Source organism: Collimonas pratensis (genome assembly GCF_001584185.1).
Lineage (GTDB): Bacteria > Pseudomonadota > Gammaproteobacteria > Burkholderiales > Burkholderiaceae_D > Collimonas > Collimonas pratensis.
The window spans coordinates 621,810-636,925 of record NZ_CP013234.1; the positions used below are offsets into that span (position 1 = coordinate 621,810).

At 60.2% G+C, this 15,116-nt stretch carries 18 protein-coding genes; 16 read left to right on the top strand and 2 right to left on the bottom strand.

Annotation, left to right across the window (positions count from 1 at the left end; all coding sequences use genetic code 11):
* Positions 1-22: 22 nt before the first annotated feature.
* The 11 genes from CPter91_RS02780 to tatC all read left to right on the top strand — a co-directional run bounded on the left by CPter91_RS02780 (position 23) and on the right by tatC (position 7,202).
* Positions 23-820 (top strand): DNA-methyltransferase, encoded by a 798-nt coding sequence (locus CPter91_RS02780; RefSeq protein ID WP_061936620.1) that lies wholly within the window; start codon positions 23-25, stop codon positions 818-820.
* Positions 821-1,015: 195 nt separating this feature from the next.
* Positions 1,016-1,612 (top strand): imidazoleglycerol-phosphate dehydratase HisB, encoded by a 597-nt coding sequence (gene hisB / locus CPter91_RS02785; protein WP_061936622.1) that lies wholly within the window; start codon positions 1,016-1,018, stop codon positions 1,610-1,612.
* A 186-nt stretch (positions 1,613-1,798) separates the two neighbouring features.
* Positions 1,799-2,437 carry an imidazole glycerol phosphate synthase subunit HisH gene (hisH, locus tag CPter91_RS02790; protein WP_082792564.1) on the top strand — a complete coding sequence of 213 codons (639 nt, stop codon included), beginning with the start codon at positions 1,799-1,801 and terminating at the stop codon, positions 2,435-2,437.
* A 97-nt stretch (positions 2,438-2,534) separates the two neighbouring features.
* Positions 2,535-3,371 (top strand): 1-(5-phosphoribosyl)-5-[(5-phosphoribosylamino)methylideneamino]imidazole-4-carboxamide isomerase, encoded by an 837-nt coding sequence (gene hisA / locus CPter91_RS02795; protein WP_061936625.1) that lies wholly within the window; start codon positions 2,535-2,537, stop codon positions 3,369-3,371.
* A complete protein-coding gene (hisF, locus tag CPter91_RS02800) occupies positions 3,368-4,132 on the top strand; it encodes an imidazole glycerol phosphate synthase subunit HisF (RefSeq protein WP_061936628.1) in 765 nt (254 codons plus the stop codon). The genes hisA and hisF overlap by 4 nt, the downstream gene beginning before the upstream one ends.
* Positions 4,129-4,524, top strand: a complete 396-nt coding sequence (hisI, locus tag CPter91_RS02805; RefSeq protein WP_038485021.1) for a phosphoribosyl-AMP cyclohydrolase — start codon at positions 4,129-4,131, stop codon at positions 4,522-4,524. Before hisF ends, hisI begins: the two co-directional genes overlap by 4 nt.
* Positions 4,525-4,672: 148 nt before the next feature.
* Positions 4,673-5,050 carry a phosphoribosyl-ATP diphosphatase gene (locus tag CPter91_RS02810; RefSeq protein WP_061936631.1) on the top strand — a complete coding sequence of 126 codons (378 nt, stop codon included), beginning with the start codon at positions 4,673-4,675 and terminating at the stop codon, positions 5,048-5,050.
* 66 nt (positions 5,051-5,116) lie between these two features.
* Positions 5,117-5,488, top strand: coding sequence for a histidine triad nucleotide-binding protein (locus tag CPter91_RS02815; RefSeq protein ID WP_061936634.1), 372 nt, complete (start codon positions 5,117-5,119; stop codon positions 5,486-5,488).
* A gap of 102 nt (positions 5,489-5,590) precedes the next feature.
* Positions 5,591-5,800: a Sec-independent protein translocase subunit TatA gene (gene tatA, locus CPter91_RS02820; RefSeq protein ID WP_061945774.1), complete on the top strand. Its 210-nt coding sequence runs from the start codon at positions 5,591-5,593 to the stop codon at positions 5,798-5,800.
* Positions 5,801-5,861: 61 nt separating this feature from the next.
* Positions 5,862-6,356, top strand: a complete 495-nt coding sequence (gene tatB / locus CPter91_RS02825) for a Sec-independent protein translocase protein TatB (protein WP_061936637.1) — start codon at positions 5,862-5,864, stop codon at positions 6,354-6,356.
* Positions 6,357-6,434: 78 nt separating this feature from the next.
* On the top strand, positions 6,435-7,202 hold the full coding sequence (tatC, locus tag CPter91_RS02830; protein WP_061936641.1) for a twin-arginine translocase subunit TatC: 768 nt from the start codon (positions 6,435-6,437) through the stop codon (positions 7,200-7,202).
* A 75-nt stretch (positions 7,203-7,277) separates the two neighbouring features.
* Here the strand turns inward: tatC and CPter91_RS02835 are convergent, their stop codons facing one another.
* Complete coding sequence (locus CPter91_RS02835) at positions 7,278-7,967, bottom strand: DUF2461 domain-containing protein (protein WP_061936645.1); 690 nt, start codon at positions 7,965-7,967, stop codon at positions 7,278-7,280.
* 169 nt (positions 7,968-8,136) lie between these two features.
* Between CPter91_RS02835 and CPter91_RS02840 the strand changes: the two genes are divergently transcribed.
* The gene (locus CPter91_RS02840) at positions 8,137-9,588 is read left to right on the top strand and encodes a DHA2 family efflux MFS transporter permease subunit (protein WP_061936648.1); all 1,452 of its coding nucleotides are present in this window, start codon (positions 8,137-8,139) and stop codon (positions 9,586-9,588) included.
* Between the two features lie 63 nt (positions 9,589-9,651).
* On the opposite strand, the gene CPter91_RS02845 is transcribed toward CPter91_RS02840, so the two are convergent.
* Positions 9,652-10,818: a Do family serine endopeptidase gene (locus tag CPter91_RS02845; protein ID WP_061936651.1), complete on the bottom strand. Its 1,167-nt coding sequence runs from the start codon at positions 10,816-10,818 to the stop codon at positions 9,652-9,654.
* Positions 10,819-10,894: 76 nt separating this feature from the next.
* On the opposite strand from CPter91_RS02845, the gene CPter91_RS02850 reads away from it, so the two are divergent.
* From CPter91_RS02850 to CPter91_RS02865, 4 genes are all read left to right on the top strand, one after another.
* Entirely contained in the window at positions 10,895-11,632 is a 738-nt protein-coding gene (locus CPter91_RS02850) for a Nif3-like dinuclear metal center hexameric protein (RefSeq protein WP_205631691.1), read from the top strand.
* Positions 11,633-11,664: 32 nt separating this feature from the next.
* Positions 11,665-12,051, top strand: a complete 387-nt coding sequence (locus tag CPter91_RS02855) for an RNA-binding S4 domain-containing protein (protein WP_061936657.1) — start codon at positions 11,665-11,667, stop codon at positions 12,049-12,051.
* A 543-nt stretch (positions 12,052-12,594) separates the two neighbouring features.
* Positions 12,595-13,281, top strand: coding sequence for a TetR/AcrR family transcriptional regulator (locus CPter91_RS02860; RefSeq protein WP_061936661.1), 687 nt, complete (start codon positions 12,595-12,597; stop codon positions 13,279-13,281).
* A 26-nt stretch (positions 13,282-13,307) separates the two neighbouring features.
* Positions 13,308-15,098, top strand: a complete 1,791-nt coding sequence (locus tag CPter91_RS02865; protein WP_061936665.1) for an acyl-CoA dehydrogenase C-terminal domain-containing protein — start codon at positions 13,308-13,310, stop codon at positions 15,096-15,098.
* Positions 15,099-15,116 lie beyond the last annotated feature (18 nt).

Sequence of the window (15,116 nt, forward strand, 5' to 3'; positions counted from 1 at the left end):
TCCCAGCTGCGGTGTGGCAGGCATGACGACTGCCGGCGGCGACTGGCTCAACCGCATCTTCGGCGAAGATGCGCTGCAAGGCTTGCAACGCATCCCCGACGGCTCGGTCGACCTGCTGCTGGCCGATCCGCCGTATGGCCTGGGCAAGGATTACGGCAACGACTCCGACAAGCTCGACACTGCCGCCTACCTGCGCTGGACTGAAGAATGGATCGACGCCGCCTTGCCCAAGCTGAAACCGAACGGCAGCCTGTACATTTTTCTAACCTGGCGCTTTTCGCCGGAAATCTTCGTCATGCTGAAGCAGCGCATGACCATGATCAACGAGATTATCTGGGACCGGCGGGTGCCTTCGATGGGCGGCGGCACGCGCCGCTTTTCTTCGGTGCACGATACGATCGGCTTCTTTGCCCGCGCCAAGGACTACCATTTCGATCTCGACGCCATCCGCATTCCTTACGACGCCGTGACCAAGAAAGCCCGTTCGCGCTCGATTTTTGTCGGCGCCAAGTGGCTGGAACTGGGCTACAACCCGAAAGATGTCTGGAGCGTGTCGCGCCTGCACCGCGAACATCGCGAGCGCGCCGACCACCCGACCCAGAAGCCGCTGGAAATCGTCGAACGGATGATCAAGGCGTCCTGCCCGCCGGGCGGCGTGGTGCTGGATCCCTTCATGGGCAGCGGCACGACGGCGGTGGCGGCGCGCCGCTGCGGCCGTCAGTTCGTCGGTTTCGAGCTGAATCCTGAATACTGTGCTTTGATCGAACGGCGCCTGGCGCAACTTGACGGCAAGAAACCTGATGAGCGGGCTTTGGCCTGATATTCGGCGAAAAGCAACGCTGATAAGGATTATCAAGACGTCTCTTAGCAGGAAAGCCGGAAAAAGCCGGTAAAATGATGGCGCGACTCAAAAGGCGCGCCAATCAAGCTTCGATAACGGAGAAGCTGTACTATTTAGCATTACCTCCATGGCGCCGTGTGCGTCACCACATCGTAAATTGGTCTCAAGCTCAACATGTCTACGCCTCGAACAGCATCGATCACCCGCAACACCAACGAGACGCAAATCCGCGTCTCCATCAATCTGGATGGCAGCGGCCAGCAAAAACTGAATACCGGCGTGCCCTTCCTGGACCACATGCTGGACCAGATTGCTCGGCATGGCCTGATCGACCTGGATATCGAAGCCAACGGCGACTTGCATATCGATGCCCACCACACAGTGGAGGACGTCGGCATTACCTTGGGGCAAGCGTTCGCCCAGGCGATCGGCGACAAGAAGGGCATCCGCCGCTACGGCCATGCCTACGTGCCGCTGGATGAAGCCTTGTCGCGCGTCGTCATCGATTTCTCCGGCCGTCCCGGACTCGAATTCCACGTGCCGTTCAAGCGCGCCATGATCGGCGGCTTCGACGTCGACCTGACCCACGAATTTTTCCAGGGCTTCGTCAATCACGCCCTGGTGTCTTTGCATATCGACAACCTGCGCGGCGAGAACGCCCACCATCAATGCGAAACCGTCTTCAAGGCGTTCGGCCGCGCACTGCGCATGGCCACCGAACTGGATGCGCGTTCCGCCGGGACGATTCCTTCGACCAAGGGTAGTCTGTAAGGGGCAGGTCAGTAGTTGCTTGACGACTAATGTAATCACTAAAGCGCCGTTTTCATCCTGTGCGCTCGTTCGTGCAAATCGTTGTGCCGGCCTTGGCCCTGATTTTGGCCCTGGCTTTGGCCTTACACCGGCAGATGTCACAACGCCTGCGCACCAGCTGTGTTTCTCAAGACTTGAATCTTTATCATGAACAAAATCGTTGTGGTTGACTATGGCATGGGCAACCTGCGCTCGGTGGCGCAAGCCCTGCGCCAGGTAGCGCCGGAAGCCGATGTCCGTATCTCCGGCGCCGTCGCCGATATCAAGGCTGCCGACCGGCTGGTGTTGCCGGGCCAGGGCGCCATGCCTGATTGCATGCGCTGCCTGCGTGAATCGGGCGTGCAGGAGGCAGTGCTGGAAGCGTCGCGCAACAAGCCGCTGCTGGGCGTGTGCGTGGGCGAACAGATGTTGTTCGACAGTAGCGAGGAAGGTCCTACCGACGGCCTCGGCCTGTTGCCCGGCAAGGTGGTGCGCTTCCAGCTCGACGGCCAGCTGCAGGACGACGGTTCGCGTTTCAAAGTGCCGCAGATGGGCTGGAACCGGGTGCGCCAGTCGCAGTCTCATCCACTCTGGAATGGCATTGCCGACGACGACTATTTTTATTTCGTGCATAGTTACTACGCCGCCCCGGCGCTGGCCGAGCATACCTTCGGCGAGACCGTTTACGGCGCGGCATTCAGCTGCGCCGTCGGCCGTGATAATATTTTCGCTACACAGTTCCATCCGGAGAAGAGCGCTTCCGCCGGTTTGCAGTTGTATAAGAATTTTGTGGAATGGCGTGTCTAAACGCTAGCCGGGCAGGGCGCAGTCGCCGAAGGCGCATGACCCTGTTCACAATGAATCAAACCAGATTTTTAACTGAACTAATCAACTTACCGTAGCCATGCTGCTGATACCTGCCATCGACCTCAAAGACGGTCACTGCGTACGCCTGAAACAAGGCGATATGGACCAAGCCACTGTGTTTTCCGACGATCCGGGCGAGATGGCCCGCCATTGGCTGATGCAGGGCGCCCGCCGCCTGCATCTGGTGGACCTGAACGGCGCTTTTGCCGGCAAGCCGAAGAACGAACCGGCGGTCAAGGCCATCATCAAGGCGGTACGCGAATTCGCCCTGCTCAACGGCGTCGAAGAGATTCCGGTGCAGCTGGGCGGCGGCATCCGTGACCTCGACACCATCGAACGCTACCTGGACGACGGCCTCAGCTACATCATCATCGGTACTGCCGCGGTCAAGAACCCTGGCTTCCTGCAGGATGCCTGCAGCGCATTCCCGGGCCAGATCATCGTCGGCCTCGACGCCAAGGACGGCAAGGTCGCCACCGACGGCTGGAGCAAGCTGTCCGGCCACGAAGTGATCGACCTCGCCAAGAAATTCGAAGACTACGGCTGCTCTTCCATTGTCTACACCGACATCGGCCGCGACGGCATGATGGGCGGCGTCAACATCGAGGCTACCGTCAAGCTGGCGCAAAGCATGACGATCCCGGTGATCGCTTCCGGCGGCGTTCACAATGTGCACGACGTGGAAGCCTTGTGTGCCGTACAGGACGAAGGCATCGAGGCCGTGATCTGCGGCCGTTCGATCTACGAAGGCACGCTCGACCTGCGTTCGGCGCAGGAGCGCGCCGACGAACTGAGCGACGAATTGGGCAACGGCGTGGCGGACTATGTCGATGGCCAAGATCTATCGGAGCAGCCCGCCGCTGACAAGCCATGACCCTCGCCAAACGCATCATCCCTTGCCTGGACGTGACCAATGGCCGCGTCGTCAAGGGCGTCAATTTCCTGGAGCTGCGCGATGCCGGCGATCCGGTCGAGATCGCCCGCCGCTATGACGAGCAAGGTGCGGATGAACTGACCTTCCTCGACATCACGGCGTCGTCGGATAACCGCGACCTGATCCTGCCGATCATCGAAGCGGTGGCCTCGCAAGTATTCATTCCGCTGACGGTAGGCGGCGGCGTGCGCGTGGTGGAAGATGTGCGCCGCCTGCTGAACGCCGGCGCCGACAAGGTCGGCATCAACACCTCCGCGGTGACCAATCCGCAGCTGGTGGCGGACGCCGCCGCCAAGTACGGCTCGCAATGCATCGTGGTAGCGATCGACGCCAAGCAGGTTGCACCCGGCAAGTGGGAAGTATTCACCCACGGTGGCCGCAAGGCCACTGGCCTCGATGCGATTGAATGGGCGCAAAAGATGGAGCAGCTGGGCGCGGGAGAAATCCTGCTGACCAGTATGGACCGCGACGGCACCAAGGTTGGTTTCGACCTGGCCTTGACCAGCAGCGTCTCCAATGCCGTAACGATACCGGTGATTGCCTCCGGCGGCGTCGGCGGCTTGCAGGACCTGGCTGACGGCATCAAGATCGGCCGCGCCGATGCGGTGCTGGCAGCCAGCATTTTCCACTATGGTCAACACACTGTGCAGGAAGCCAAGCAGTTCATGGTGGCACAGCAGATCCCGATGAGGCTAGCATGAGCAGCGTGAGTTGGTTAAACAAGGTCAGATGGGATGAGCACGGCCTGGTGCCGGTGATTGCCCAGGAACTGGGTTCGAACGATGTCCTGATGTTCGCCTGGATGAACCGCGACGCCCTGGCGAAGACGGTGGCGCTGGGCGAGGCCGTCTATTGGAGCCGTTCGCGCAAGAAACTCTGGCACAAGGGCGAAGAATCCGGCCACGTGCAGAAAGTCCATGAAATCCGCCTCGACTGCGACGAAGACGTGGTCTTGCTGAAAGTGACCCAGGCCGGCGACATCGCTTGCCACACAGGCCGCCATTCCTGCTTCTTCCAGAAATATGAAAGCGACAGCAAGAGCTGGGAAGCGGTCGAGCCGGTGTTGAAAGAGCCGGACGAGATCTATAAATAATGGCGGATCCCGTGCAAGCATTCAAGCTGGCCATAGCTAGCGTCGTCCCCGCGAACGCGGGGACCCATGTTACGGTCATCAAGCTGGATTCCCGCGTGCGCGGGAATGACGGTGTATTTATCGTCGATAGAACGGATTCGAAGCAATCATGAACGATACCTTACAGCGCCTGGCGGCCGTGATCGAGTCGCGCAAGCCGGCCAACGGCGGCGATCCGGCCACTTCCTATGTGGCGCGCCTATTCGCCAAGGGCGACGACGCAATCCTCAAGAAAATCGGCGAAGAAGCCACCGAAACCGTGATGGCGGCCAAGGATGCGCGGGTCGACGGCGACGTCTCGCATGTCCTGTACGAATGCGCCGACCTGTGGTTCCATTCCATGATCCTGCTGGCGCAATTCAACCTGACGCCGCAAGACGTGCTGCAGGAACTGGCGCGGCGCGAGGGTTTGTCCGGGATCGCAGAGAAGGCCAGCCGCAAGCTGGGCGAAGGCGAGCAGGCGAAAAGCGATTCCCACAAGAATTGAGGCCCGCTGATGGCCACTTTGTTATAGCATCCTGTTTCCATTCGGCTGTTGATATCTGGAGATAATTTGGAAAATTGTATTTTTTGCAAAATCGCGGCCAAGCAGATCCCATCCACGCCGATCTATGAAGACGACGACCTGATCGCCTTCCACGACATCAATCCGGCGGCACCCATCCATTTTCTGATTGTGCCGAAACAACATATCGCAACTCTTGCCGATTGCGGCGAGCAGCACGCTGCTTTGCTGGGTAAAATGATGCTCCTGGCGCCGCGTCTTGCACAAGAGCAAGGTTGTGGTTTCCAGCTCGACGAGCAAGGCCATGCCAGCGGTGGTTTCAAGACCCTGTTCAACACCGGACCGGATGGCGGCCAAGAGGTGTACCATTTGCATATGCACGTCATCGGCGGACCAAAGCCGTGGCGCGGGCAGCGCTGAAGCGGCCTGGTGCCGGCGGAAAATGCTGTCGGGATGGTAAGGAATCAACGGTTTATTTGACTTAGCAGGTCCGGACACAAGATGTCCGGCAAGGAGAAAAAAATGGGTTCGTTCAGTATTTGGCACTGGTTGATCGTGCTGGTTATCGTGATGTTGGTATTTGGCACCAAAAAAATCGGCAGCATGGGCTCCGACCTCGGCAAGGCCGTCAAGGGCTTCAAGGATGGCGTCAAGGGCGAGGAAGAAAAAGCCGCCGCTGACAAGCAAACGATTGATGTGGCAGCCAAAGAAAAGGACAAGTCCGGCAATTGAGCCATGCCTGCCGGCGCATAGCTATGCTGCCGGCCGGGCCTGATGCTTGCCGCTCCTCCCCATGATCGATATTGGTCTTACTAAACTTGCACTGATCGGCGTTGTCGCTCTGGTTGTGGTCGGCCCTGAAAAGCTGCCGACGGTAGCCCGCATGGCCGGCTCGCTGTTCGGCCGCGCGCAGCGTTACATCAATGAAGTGAAAGCGGAAGTCAGCCGCGAAATTGAGCTGGACGAGCTGCGCAAGATGCAGCAGGACGTGCGGGAAGCGGCCGGCGATATCGAGCAAAGCATTGCGCGCGGCATGTCCGACGCCGACAAGTATGTCCATGCCGCCTGGGATGATGGCGCCAGCAGCACGCCGGAAACCTACAAGGTGGAACAGCTGGCGATCAAGGCCAAGAGTTTTCGCAAGAAAAAGCTGGCGCGCAGCAGTGCCGTGCCGGCCTGGTACAAGCAGCAAAGCGGGCAGAAGTCGCGCGTGCTGTCCGGCGCCGCCCGCGTGGCGAAATACCGCCCGGCCAGCCAGGGCAAGTCTTCCGCTTCGTTTTTTTCATGATCTCATGCGTCTGCCCAATGTACTTACGGTCGACGCCTGATATCCGCACAATAGCTTGTTCGCACATTATCCGCCCCCATGACTGAAGAACAAAAATCCAGCGGCGTCGAAGAGACGTTCATTTCGCACCTGGTGGAATTGCGCAATCGCATCATGAAGGCTTCGATCGCGATCATCGTGATCTTCCTGTGCCTGATGCCGTGGTCGGCGAATATCTACGACTTCCTGGCCGCGCCTATGCTGAACGCGCTGCCGCACGGCAGCAAGATGATCGCCACCGGCGTCATCACGCCATTCCTGATTCCGGTCAAAGTGACCTTGCTGGTCGCCTTCGTCATCGCCCTGCCTTGGGTGCTCTACCAGCTGTGGGCCTTTATCGCGCCGGGTTTGTACGCCCATGAAAAGAAACTGATCGCGCCGCTGGTGGTGTCTTCCTCGGTGCTGTTCATCACCGGCGTGGCCTTCTGTTACTACCTGGTGTTCGGCGTGATTTTCCACTTCATCAACAAGGTAGCACCGACCTCGATTTCGGTGACGCCGGACATCGACAACTACTTCGATTTCGTGATGACCATGTTCATCGCCTTCGGCATGACCTTTGAAGTGCCGATCGTGGTGATCGTGCTGGTGCGCATGGGCCTGGTGTCGCTGGAAAAACTGAAATCGATCCGTCCCTACGTGATTGTCGGCGCTTTCGTGGTGGCTGCGATCGTCACGCCACCGGACATCATGAGCCAGATGCTGCTGGCAGTGCCGCTGTGCCTGCTGTACGAGATCGGTTTGCTGGTGGCGCCGCTGTTCGTCAAGGCGACCCAGGCGCCGGTCGACGCCGAAGAAACGATCTAAGCCGGTAGGGTGGGCACAGGTGCCCACCCTACGAGAGCATTGGCTCAACAATATTTGCCATGATTTAAGAAAGTATCATTCAGCGGCAACCGGCGTCTTGATCTGCCGCAGCCAGCTGACCAGCGGATAGGCATCCTTGAAGCCGTTCAGCAATTCCTTCTCCAGCGCATCCGACAGCATCTTCTTGATCGGTGTTTCCTTCCAGACGATGAAATTCTTCAGCTTGATATATTCAATGTGCGGCGCATCGGCGTCGAATCCCTTGGGTGGGCGTATCAGTTTGCCTTCAGATTGCAGGGTGCCGTAAGTCGCCACCAGCTTCTTGTTCTTCAGCAGCTTGCCAAAACCGCCGGCGTCCGCCACCACCTGGTTGCGGATCGCCCGCAGGCGGTCGGCGGGCGGCATGTACTCGCCGCCGGCCACCAGCAGCGTGCCGCTGGCATCTATGTGAAAATAGTAGGACGGACCGCCGCCCTGGCTCGGTTTCTTCAAGCCGCTGGCAATGATGGACGCCGAGAAGTAGGTCTTGTACGGACTCTTGTCATGTGAAAAACGCATGTCGCGGTTAATGCGGAATAAGGCCTTCTTTGGATTGCAGCCGGCGATCGCCGGATCGAACTTGCTGACCTCGGCGATCAGGCGCGTCACCAGTTCCAGGAATTCCGCGCGCAGGATATCGTAGCGCGGCTTGTTCATGACGAACCAGGCCCGGTTGTTGTTTTCAGAGAGTTCGGCAAGGTATTGGGTCAGGTCGCGGACATGCATTGCAGTTTTCCTTTATGCGATTGTTTTTATGAAAGCCTATTGGATCGCGTGGTCGCGGGTACGGACGTGGCTAGCCGGTAATTATCGCACCAGATCCGCGATTGCATTGCCGTGCTAGTATTTTCAAAAATCACGCGCGCATAAGGTGCGCTTCATAGGAGACGCTGTTATGACGCATGGTATCGACGACCGCAAGCGCTGGTCGGCCCTGATAGTGCTGTGTCTTGGCGTGCTGATGATCGTGCTCGACACCACGATCGTCAACGTCGCCTTGCCTTCAATCGCCGCCGACCTCAAATTTTCCGAAACTTCGCTGGTGTGGGTGGTGAACGCCTACATGCTGACCTTCGGCGGCTTCCTGCTGCTGGGCGGACGGCTGGGCGACCTGTACGGTCACCGGCGCATGTTCCTGCTGGGGATCACCTTGTTCACGCTGGCTTCGCTGGCCTGCGGACTGGCCAATTCGCAAGTGCTGCTGGTGTGCGCGCGGGCGGTGCAGGGCTTGGGCGGCGCCGTGGTCTCGGCAGTCTCGCTGTCGCTCATCATGAACCTGTTCACCGAGCCGGGCGAGCGTGCCAAGGCCATGGGCGTGTATGGCTTCGTCTGCGCCGGCGGCGGCAGCATCGGCGTGCTGCTCGGCGGACTGCTGACCAGCGCGCTGAGCTGGCACTGGATCTTCCTGGTCAACCTGCCGATCGGGATCGCCGTCTATGCGCTGTGCGCCGGCCTGCTGCCGCGCGCCAGCGGCGCGGGCCATCACAAGCTGGACGTGGCCGGCGCCGCCAGCATCACGCTGGCGCTGATGCTGGCCGTATACGCGATCGTCAACGGCAACCAGGCCGGCTGGCAGTCGATCCAGACTATCCTCATGCTGCTGGCGGCGGTCGCGCTGTTGGCCCTGTTTCTGGTGATCGAAGCACGCGTCAAGGCGCCGCTGGTGCCGCTGGCGCTGTTCCGTCTGCGCAGCGTGGTGGTCGCCAATATCGTCGGCGTGATGTGGGCGGCCGCGATGTTTGCCTGGTTCTTCATCTCCGCGCTGTACCTGCAGCGGGTGCTCGGCTACCGGCCGCTGCAGGTTGGCCTGGCGTTCTTGCCGGCCAACCTGATCATGGCGGTTTTTTCGCTGGGCCTGTCAGCCAAACTGGTCATGCATTTCGGCATCCGCCTGCCGCTGGCTGCCGGCCTGCTGGTGGCGGCCGTCGGCCTGGCATTGTTTGCGCGGGCGCCGGTGGATGGCAGCTTCCTGCTGGATGTATTGCCAGGCATGCTTCTGCTGGGCCTGGGGGCGGGGATTGCGTTTAATCCGATGCTGCTGGCGGCGATGAGCGAAGTGGCGCCTAGCGAATCCGGACTGGCTTCCGGTGTCGTCAATACTTCCTTCATGATGGGCGGTGCGCTCGGGCTGGCCTTGCTGGCCAGCCTTGCCGAAGCGCGTAGCGACAGCTTGCTGCAGGCTGGCGTAACGGCCCAGGCTGCGCTCAATGGCGGCTATCAGATGGCGTTTCTGGGCGGGGCGATATTTGCCGGCGTGGCGGCGGTGCTGGCTGCTGTATTGCTGCGGGCTGCGCCGCAGCCGGCGGCGCAGAGTGTCGCCCAGGAGGAACTGGAAACCACGGAGTGAGAGAGGGAACAAGCGCGGGCTTGGGCGCGTGGCCCAAGCGGCGCTTGTGTGCTGCTTCTGTGATTACTCGGCTTCGCGCTTCATCGGCGGCCGCTTGCCGATGATGGCTTCCACCGTGCTTTCCTGGGTCTTGCGTAGCACCGTCAGCTTGGCCTTGCTGCCTGGTTTCAACTGGGCGATCAGGTTGGTCATGTCGGTGCTGTCGGTGATCGGCTTGCCTTCGATCGCCACCAGGATGTCGCCCGGCTTCAGGCCAGCCTTGTCGGCCGGGCCGCTCTTGATGACGCCGGCAATGATGGCGCCGGTCTTGCGTGTCAGGCCGAAGCTTTCCGCCAGTTCCGGCGTGATGTCCTGCGGTTCGACGCCGATATAGCCGCGCACCATGTGGCCGGTGTTGATGATCGATTCCATCACGGTCTTGGCGGTGGTCATCGGCACGGCAAAGCCGATCCCGAGCGAGCCGCCGGTGCGCGAATAGATTGCCGTGTTGATGCCCAGCAGGTTGCCGTTGGTGTCGATCAGGGCGCCGCCCGAATTGCCGGGATTGATGGCGGCATCGGTCTGGATGAAATTTTCAAACTGGTTGATGCCGAGATGGCTGCGGCCCAGCGCGGAAATGATCCCCATGGTGACGGTCTGGCCGACGCCGAACGGATTGCCGATCGCCAGCACGACATCGCCGACGCTGGCTTCATCCGCGCGGCCGAGGGTGATCGCCGGCAGGTTGGGCAGCTCGATCTTGATCACGGCCAGGTCCGTTTCCGGATCGGTGCCGACAACCTTGGCGGTGGTGGTGCGGCCATCGGCCAGCGCCACCTCGATTTCATCGGCCGATTCGACCACGTGGTTATTGGTCAGGATATAGCCTTGCGAGCTGACGATGACGCCGGAACCCAGGCTGGATTGCTTGTCGTCCGAGTCGTCGCCGCGGTCGCCGAAGAATTTGCGCAGCAGCGGATCTTCCAGCACTTCCGGGCTGGCCGGCTTGGCTTCCTTGCTGGTGAAGATATTCACCACTGACGGCATGGCGCGCTGCGAAGCCTGACGGTAGGAGTTGGGCGCAAGGGTTCCGGGCGCGGCTTCCTGCAGCGGCACCTTGGAGGCGGCGATATGCAGGCGCGAGCTGGTCAGCGAACCGGTTAGCCAATCTGGCTTCAAGGTCGTTACAATGAACAGGATCGCTAAACCGACGGTCACGGTTTGTGCAAATAACAGCCAGAAACGTCGCATAGTTTGGTGTCTAGGTTGAGGGTCAAAAATCAGAGGGTCAAAAATCGTGAGTCAGCATTCAGTCAGCCGCATCGACATGGCAAAGTATCTTGCCGAAGCATTAAACATTATACAGTTCCGCGACTATTGTCCCAATGGCTTGCAGGTCGAGGGGCGGCCGCAGATTCAGCGGCTGGTGAGCGGCGTCACCGCCAGCCAGGCTTTGCTGGAAGCGGCGCTGGAGGCAGGCGCCGATGCGATCCTGGTGCACCATGGCTATTTCTGGCGCGGCGAGGATGCGCGCGTCATCGGCAGCAAGCATAAACGGCTGAAATTGTTGTTAACACATGATATCAACCTGTTCGCCTATCACTTGCCGCTCGATTCCCATCCGCAATTCGGCAATAACGTGCAGCTGGCGCAGCAGCTCGACCTGGCGCCGGACGGCCGCTTCGGCGACGACCAGCTGGGCTGGCTGGGCCATGCCGCCGCTCCCGAGGTAAGAACCGTGGGCGACCTTGCCGCCCTCATCGAGCGCCGTCTGAACCGGGTGCCGCTGCTGATCGGCGATCCGGCGCAGCCGCTGGCACGCGTCGCCTGGTGCACCGGCGGCGCCCAAGGCATGCTGGGCGACGCCATCGCCGCCGGCGCCAGCGTGTATATCAGCGGCGAGATATCCGAGCCGACTGTGCACCTGGCGCGCGAAAGCGGCGTCGCCTACCTGGCGGCCGGCCATCACGCCACCGAACGCTACGGCGTGCAGGCGCTGGGACAGCACCTGGCGGAGCGTTTCGGCCTGCAGCACCAGTTCATCGATATCGACAACCCGGTTTGAGCGCGACCACGGCATAGGCTAGGCATCAAGGCATGAGCAAAACAGTAGACATCGTCAGGATCGACAAATGGCTATGGGCGGCGCGCTTTTTCAAGACCCGCACCCTGGCCAGCGATGCGGTCGATAACGGCAAGGTGAAGCTGGGCGATGAGCGCGTCAAGCCGGCGCGCAACCTCAAGATCGGCGAGATATTGGCCATCGACAACGGCGCCAGCGTCTGGGAAGTCGAAGTCTTGCTGCTGGCCGACGTCCGCGGCTCGGCTGCGATCGCGCAAACGCTGTACCGGGAAACCGCGCAAAGCATCGCCAAGCGCAGCATCGTGGCCGAGGACCGGAAATTCTTCAAGGAACCGACCATGGCGATCAAGGGCCGGCCCACCAAGCGCGACCGCCGTTTGTTGGATAAAGCACAATCCTGAGGCAAATGCCGTTCAGCCAAGACGGAATGTCCTTCCTATTGCGTCATTCCCGCGAACGCGGGAATCCATTTTCACAGCCATATTCAGCAGCTTGGATTCCCGCGTTCGCGGGAATGACCGGGACGCGTAGTTGGGGTCGCCTAGACCCGGACGGGTAGTCGGGGCCTAGATCAGAGTGCGTAACCGAGATCGCCGAGACGGGCGCGTCAATGACGATCTGACATCGCTTTGGCCCGGCTTTCCCGGTAGCGTGGAAGCGCCCGGAGCGATTCCCCCGGCTGGCGCCGCCGTGGCATGGGCCAGCCCGCGGACTCAGGCAGCGCAAATAAACTCCCGAGCAAATTCGAAGGAGCTCTCGGTAGAATTGCCCCTCTAAGTCGCTGTTTGACATTTCGATTCTGGTGCATAATAGTACGAGCGTTCGCATTCTTGCAGGCAGGGGTAAAACCCGCACCGGCAAGCACCGCTCGACACCAAGCTAACCAGAGCCAACCAGGCAGAGACAGGAATATCGTGGCACACACTGACACGCCGCCAAAATTCATGCGCAAAGGCGAACTGACACGCGCAGCGATCCTGGATGTCGCCATCACGCTGGCCAGCCGCGACGGCCTCGAAGGCCTGACCATCGGTTTGCTGGCGGAAAAAATGAACATGAGCAAATCCGGCGTGTTCGCCCATTTCGGCTCGCGTGAAGACCTGCAGATCGAAGTGGTGAAGCTGTACCACCGCCAGTTCGAACAAGAAGTGTTCTATCCCAGCATCAAGGAGGCACGCGGCCTGCCGCGCCTGGAATGCATGTTTGCGCGCTGGATCCGGCAGGTGACGATTGAAATCGCCTCCGGCTGCATCTATATCAGCGGTGCGGTCGAGTATGACGACCGGCCCGGTGAAATCCGCGAACAGCTGGTGACCATGGTGCGCACCTGGCAACTGGCCTTGCACCGTTGCGCCTTGCAAGCGGTCGATGCCGGCCACCTGCGGGCCGATACCGATGCCGACCAGCTGGTGTATGAAATGTACGGCCTGATCCTGGGCTTGCACCACGACGCCCGCTTCCTCAAGAAGGCCGGCAGCGTGGAGCGCGCGCAAAAAGGCTTTGACCGCCTGATCGACAGCTACCGCAACACACAGCCGTCGGCCGCCGGCAGCAAGCCGGCGCTGCAGGATACTAAGCAAAAATCGAATCAAAAAATTGCTGCCAAGCCGGCAGCCAGATCAATCCAGTAAATACAAACAATCATCAGGAGAGCACCATGGGTCAATACGTCGCGCCACTGCGGGATATGCAATTCGTCATGCACGAGCTGCTGCATGTAGAAGATGAACTGAAACAATTGCCGAAGCATGCCGAGATCGATGCCGACATCATCAATCAGGTGCTGGAAGAGGGCGGTAAATTCACCTCCCAGGTCCTGTTCCCGCTGAACCATTCGGGCGACCGCGAAGGCTGCCACCACGACAAGGCCACTCACACAGTCACCGCCCCTAAGGGTTTCAAGGAAGCCTACAAGCAGTACGTGGAAGCCGGCTGGCCATCGCTGTCCTGCGATCCTGAATTCGGCGGCCAAGGCCTGCCGCTGGTGATCAACAACTCGTTCTACGAAATGATGAACTCGGCCAACCAGGCCTGGACCATGTACCCGGGCTTGTCGCACGGCGCCTACGAGTGCCTGCACGCACACGGCACGCCAGAGCAGCAGGCGCTGTACCTGCCGAAGCTGGTGTCCGGCGAATGGACCGGCACCATGTGCCTGACCGAATCGCATTGCGGCACCGACCTCGGCATGCTGCGCTCGAAAGCCGAGCCGCAGACTGACGGCTCCTACAGCATCACCGGTAGCAAGATTTTCATCTCGGCCGGCGAGCACGACATGTCGCAAAACATCATCCATCTGGTGCTGGCGCGTCTGCCAGGCGCACCGGAAGGATCCAAGGGCATTTCCCTGTTCCTGGTGCCGAAGTTCCTGCCTAACGCAGACGGCTCGCTGGGCGCGCGCAATCCGATCACCTGCGGCGCGATCGAAGAAAAAATGGGTATCCACGGCAACTCAACCTGCCAGATGAACCTGGACGGCGCTACCGGCTGGCTCATCGGCAGCCCGCACAAGGGCTTGAACGCGATGTTCGTGTTCATGAACGCCGCTCGCCTCGGCGTCGGCATGCAAGGCCTGGGTTTGACAGAAGTGGCTTACCAGAACGCGCTGGTGTATGCAAAAGACCGCATCCAGATGCGCAGCCTGTCGGGCATCAAGGCACCAGACCGGCCAGCCGATCCGATCATCGTTCATCCTGATGTGCGCCGCATGCTGTTGACGGCAAAAGCGTATGCTGAAGGCGCGCGTGCTTTCTGTTCTTACGTTGCGCTGCAGCTGGACAAGGAGCTGAACCACCCGGACGAACAAGTGCGCAAGGACTGCGCCGATGAAGTCGCCCTGCTGACGCCAGTGGTCAAGGCTTTCATCACCGATAACGCTTGGACCGCTACCTCGGAATGCATGCAGGTCTACGGCGGCCATGGCTTCATCGCCGAATGGGGCATGGAGCAGTATGTGCGCGATGCCCGCATCAACATGATCTATGAAGGCACCAACACCATCCAGTCGCTCGATCTGCTGGGCCGCAAGGTGTTGATGGACAACGGCGCCAAGCTGAAGAAATTCGGCGCCAAGGTGCAAGCATTCATCGAAGAAAACGGCGCCGACGAAGCGCTGTCGGAATTCATCACGCCGTTGGCCGACCTCGGCGACAAAGTCAGCAAGCTGACCATGGAAATCGGCATGAAGGCTTTCCAGAATCCTGATGAAGCCGGCGCAGCAGCCGTACCTTACCTGCGCGTAGTTGGCCACCTGGTGTACGCCTACTTCTTTGCGCAAATGGCAAAGATCGCTTTGGCCAAGCAAGATTCAGGCGACAAGTTCTACGTTTCCAAGCTGGCGACCGCACGTTTCTACTTCGCTCGCCTGCTGCCGGAAACCGCAATGCTGATTCGTCAGGCACGTTCCGGTTCGGGCAGCCTGATGGCGCTGGACGCAGATTTGTTCTAATGGATTTGTTCTAAATAA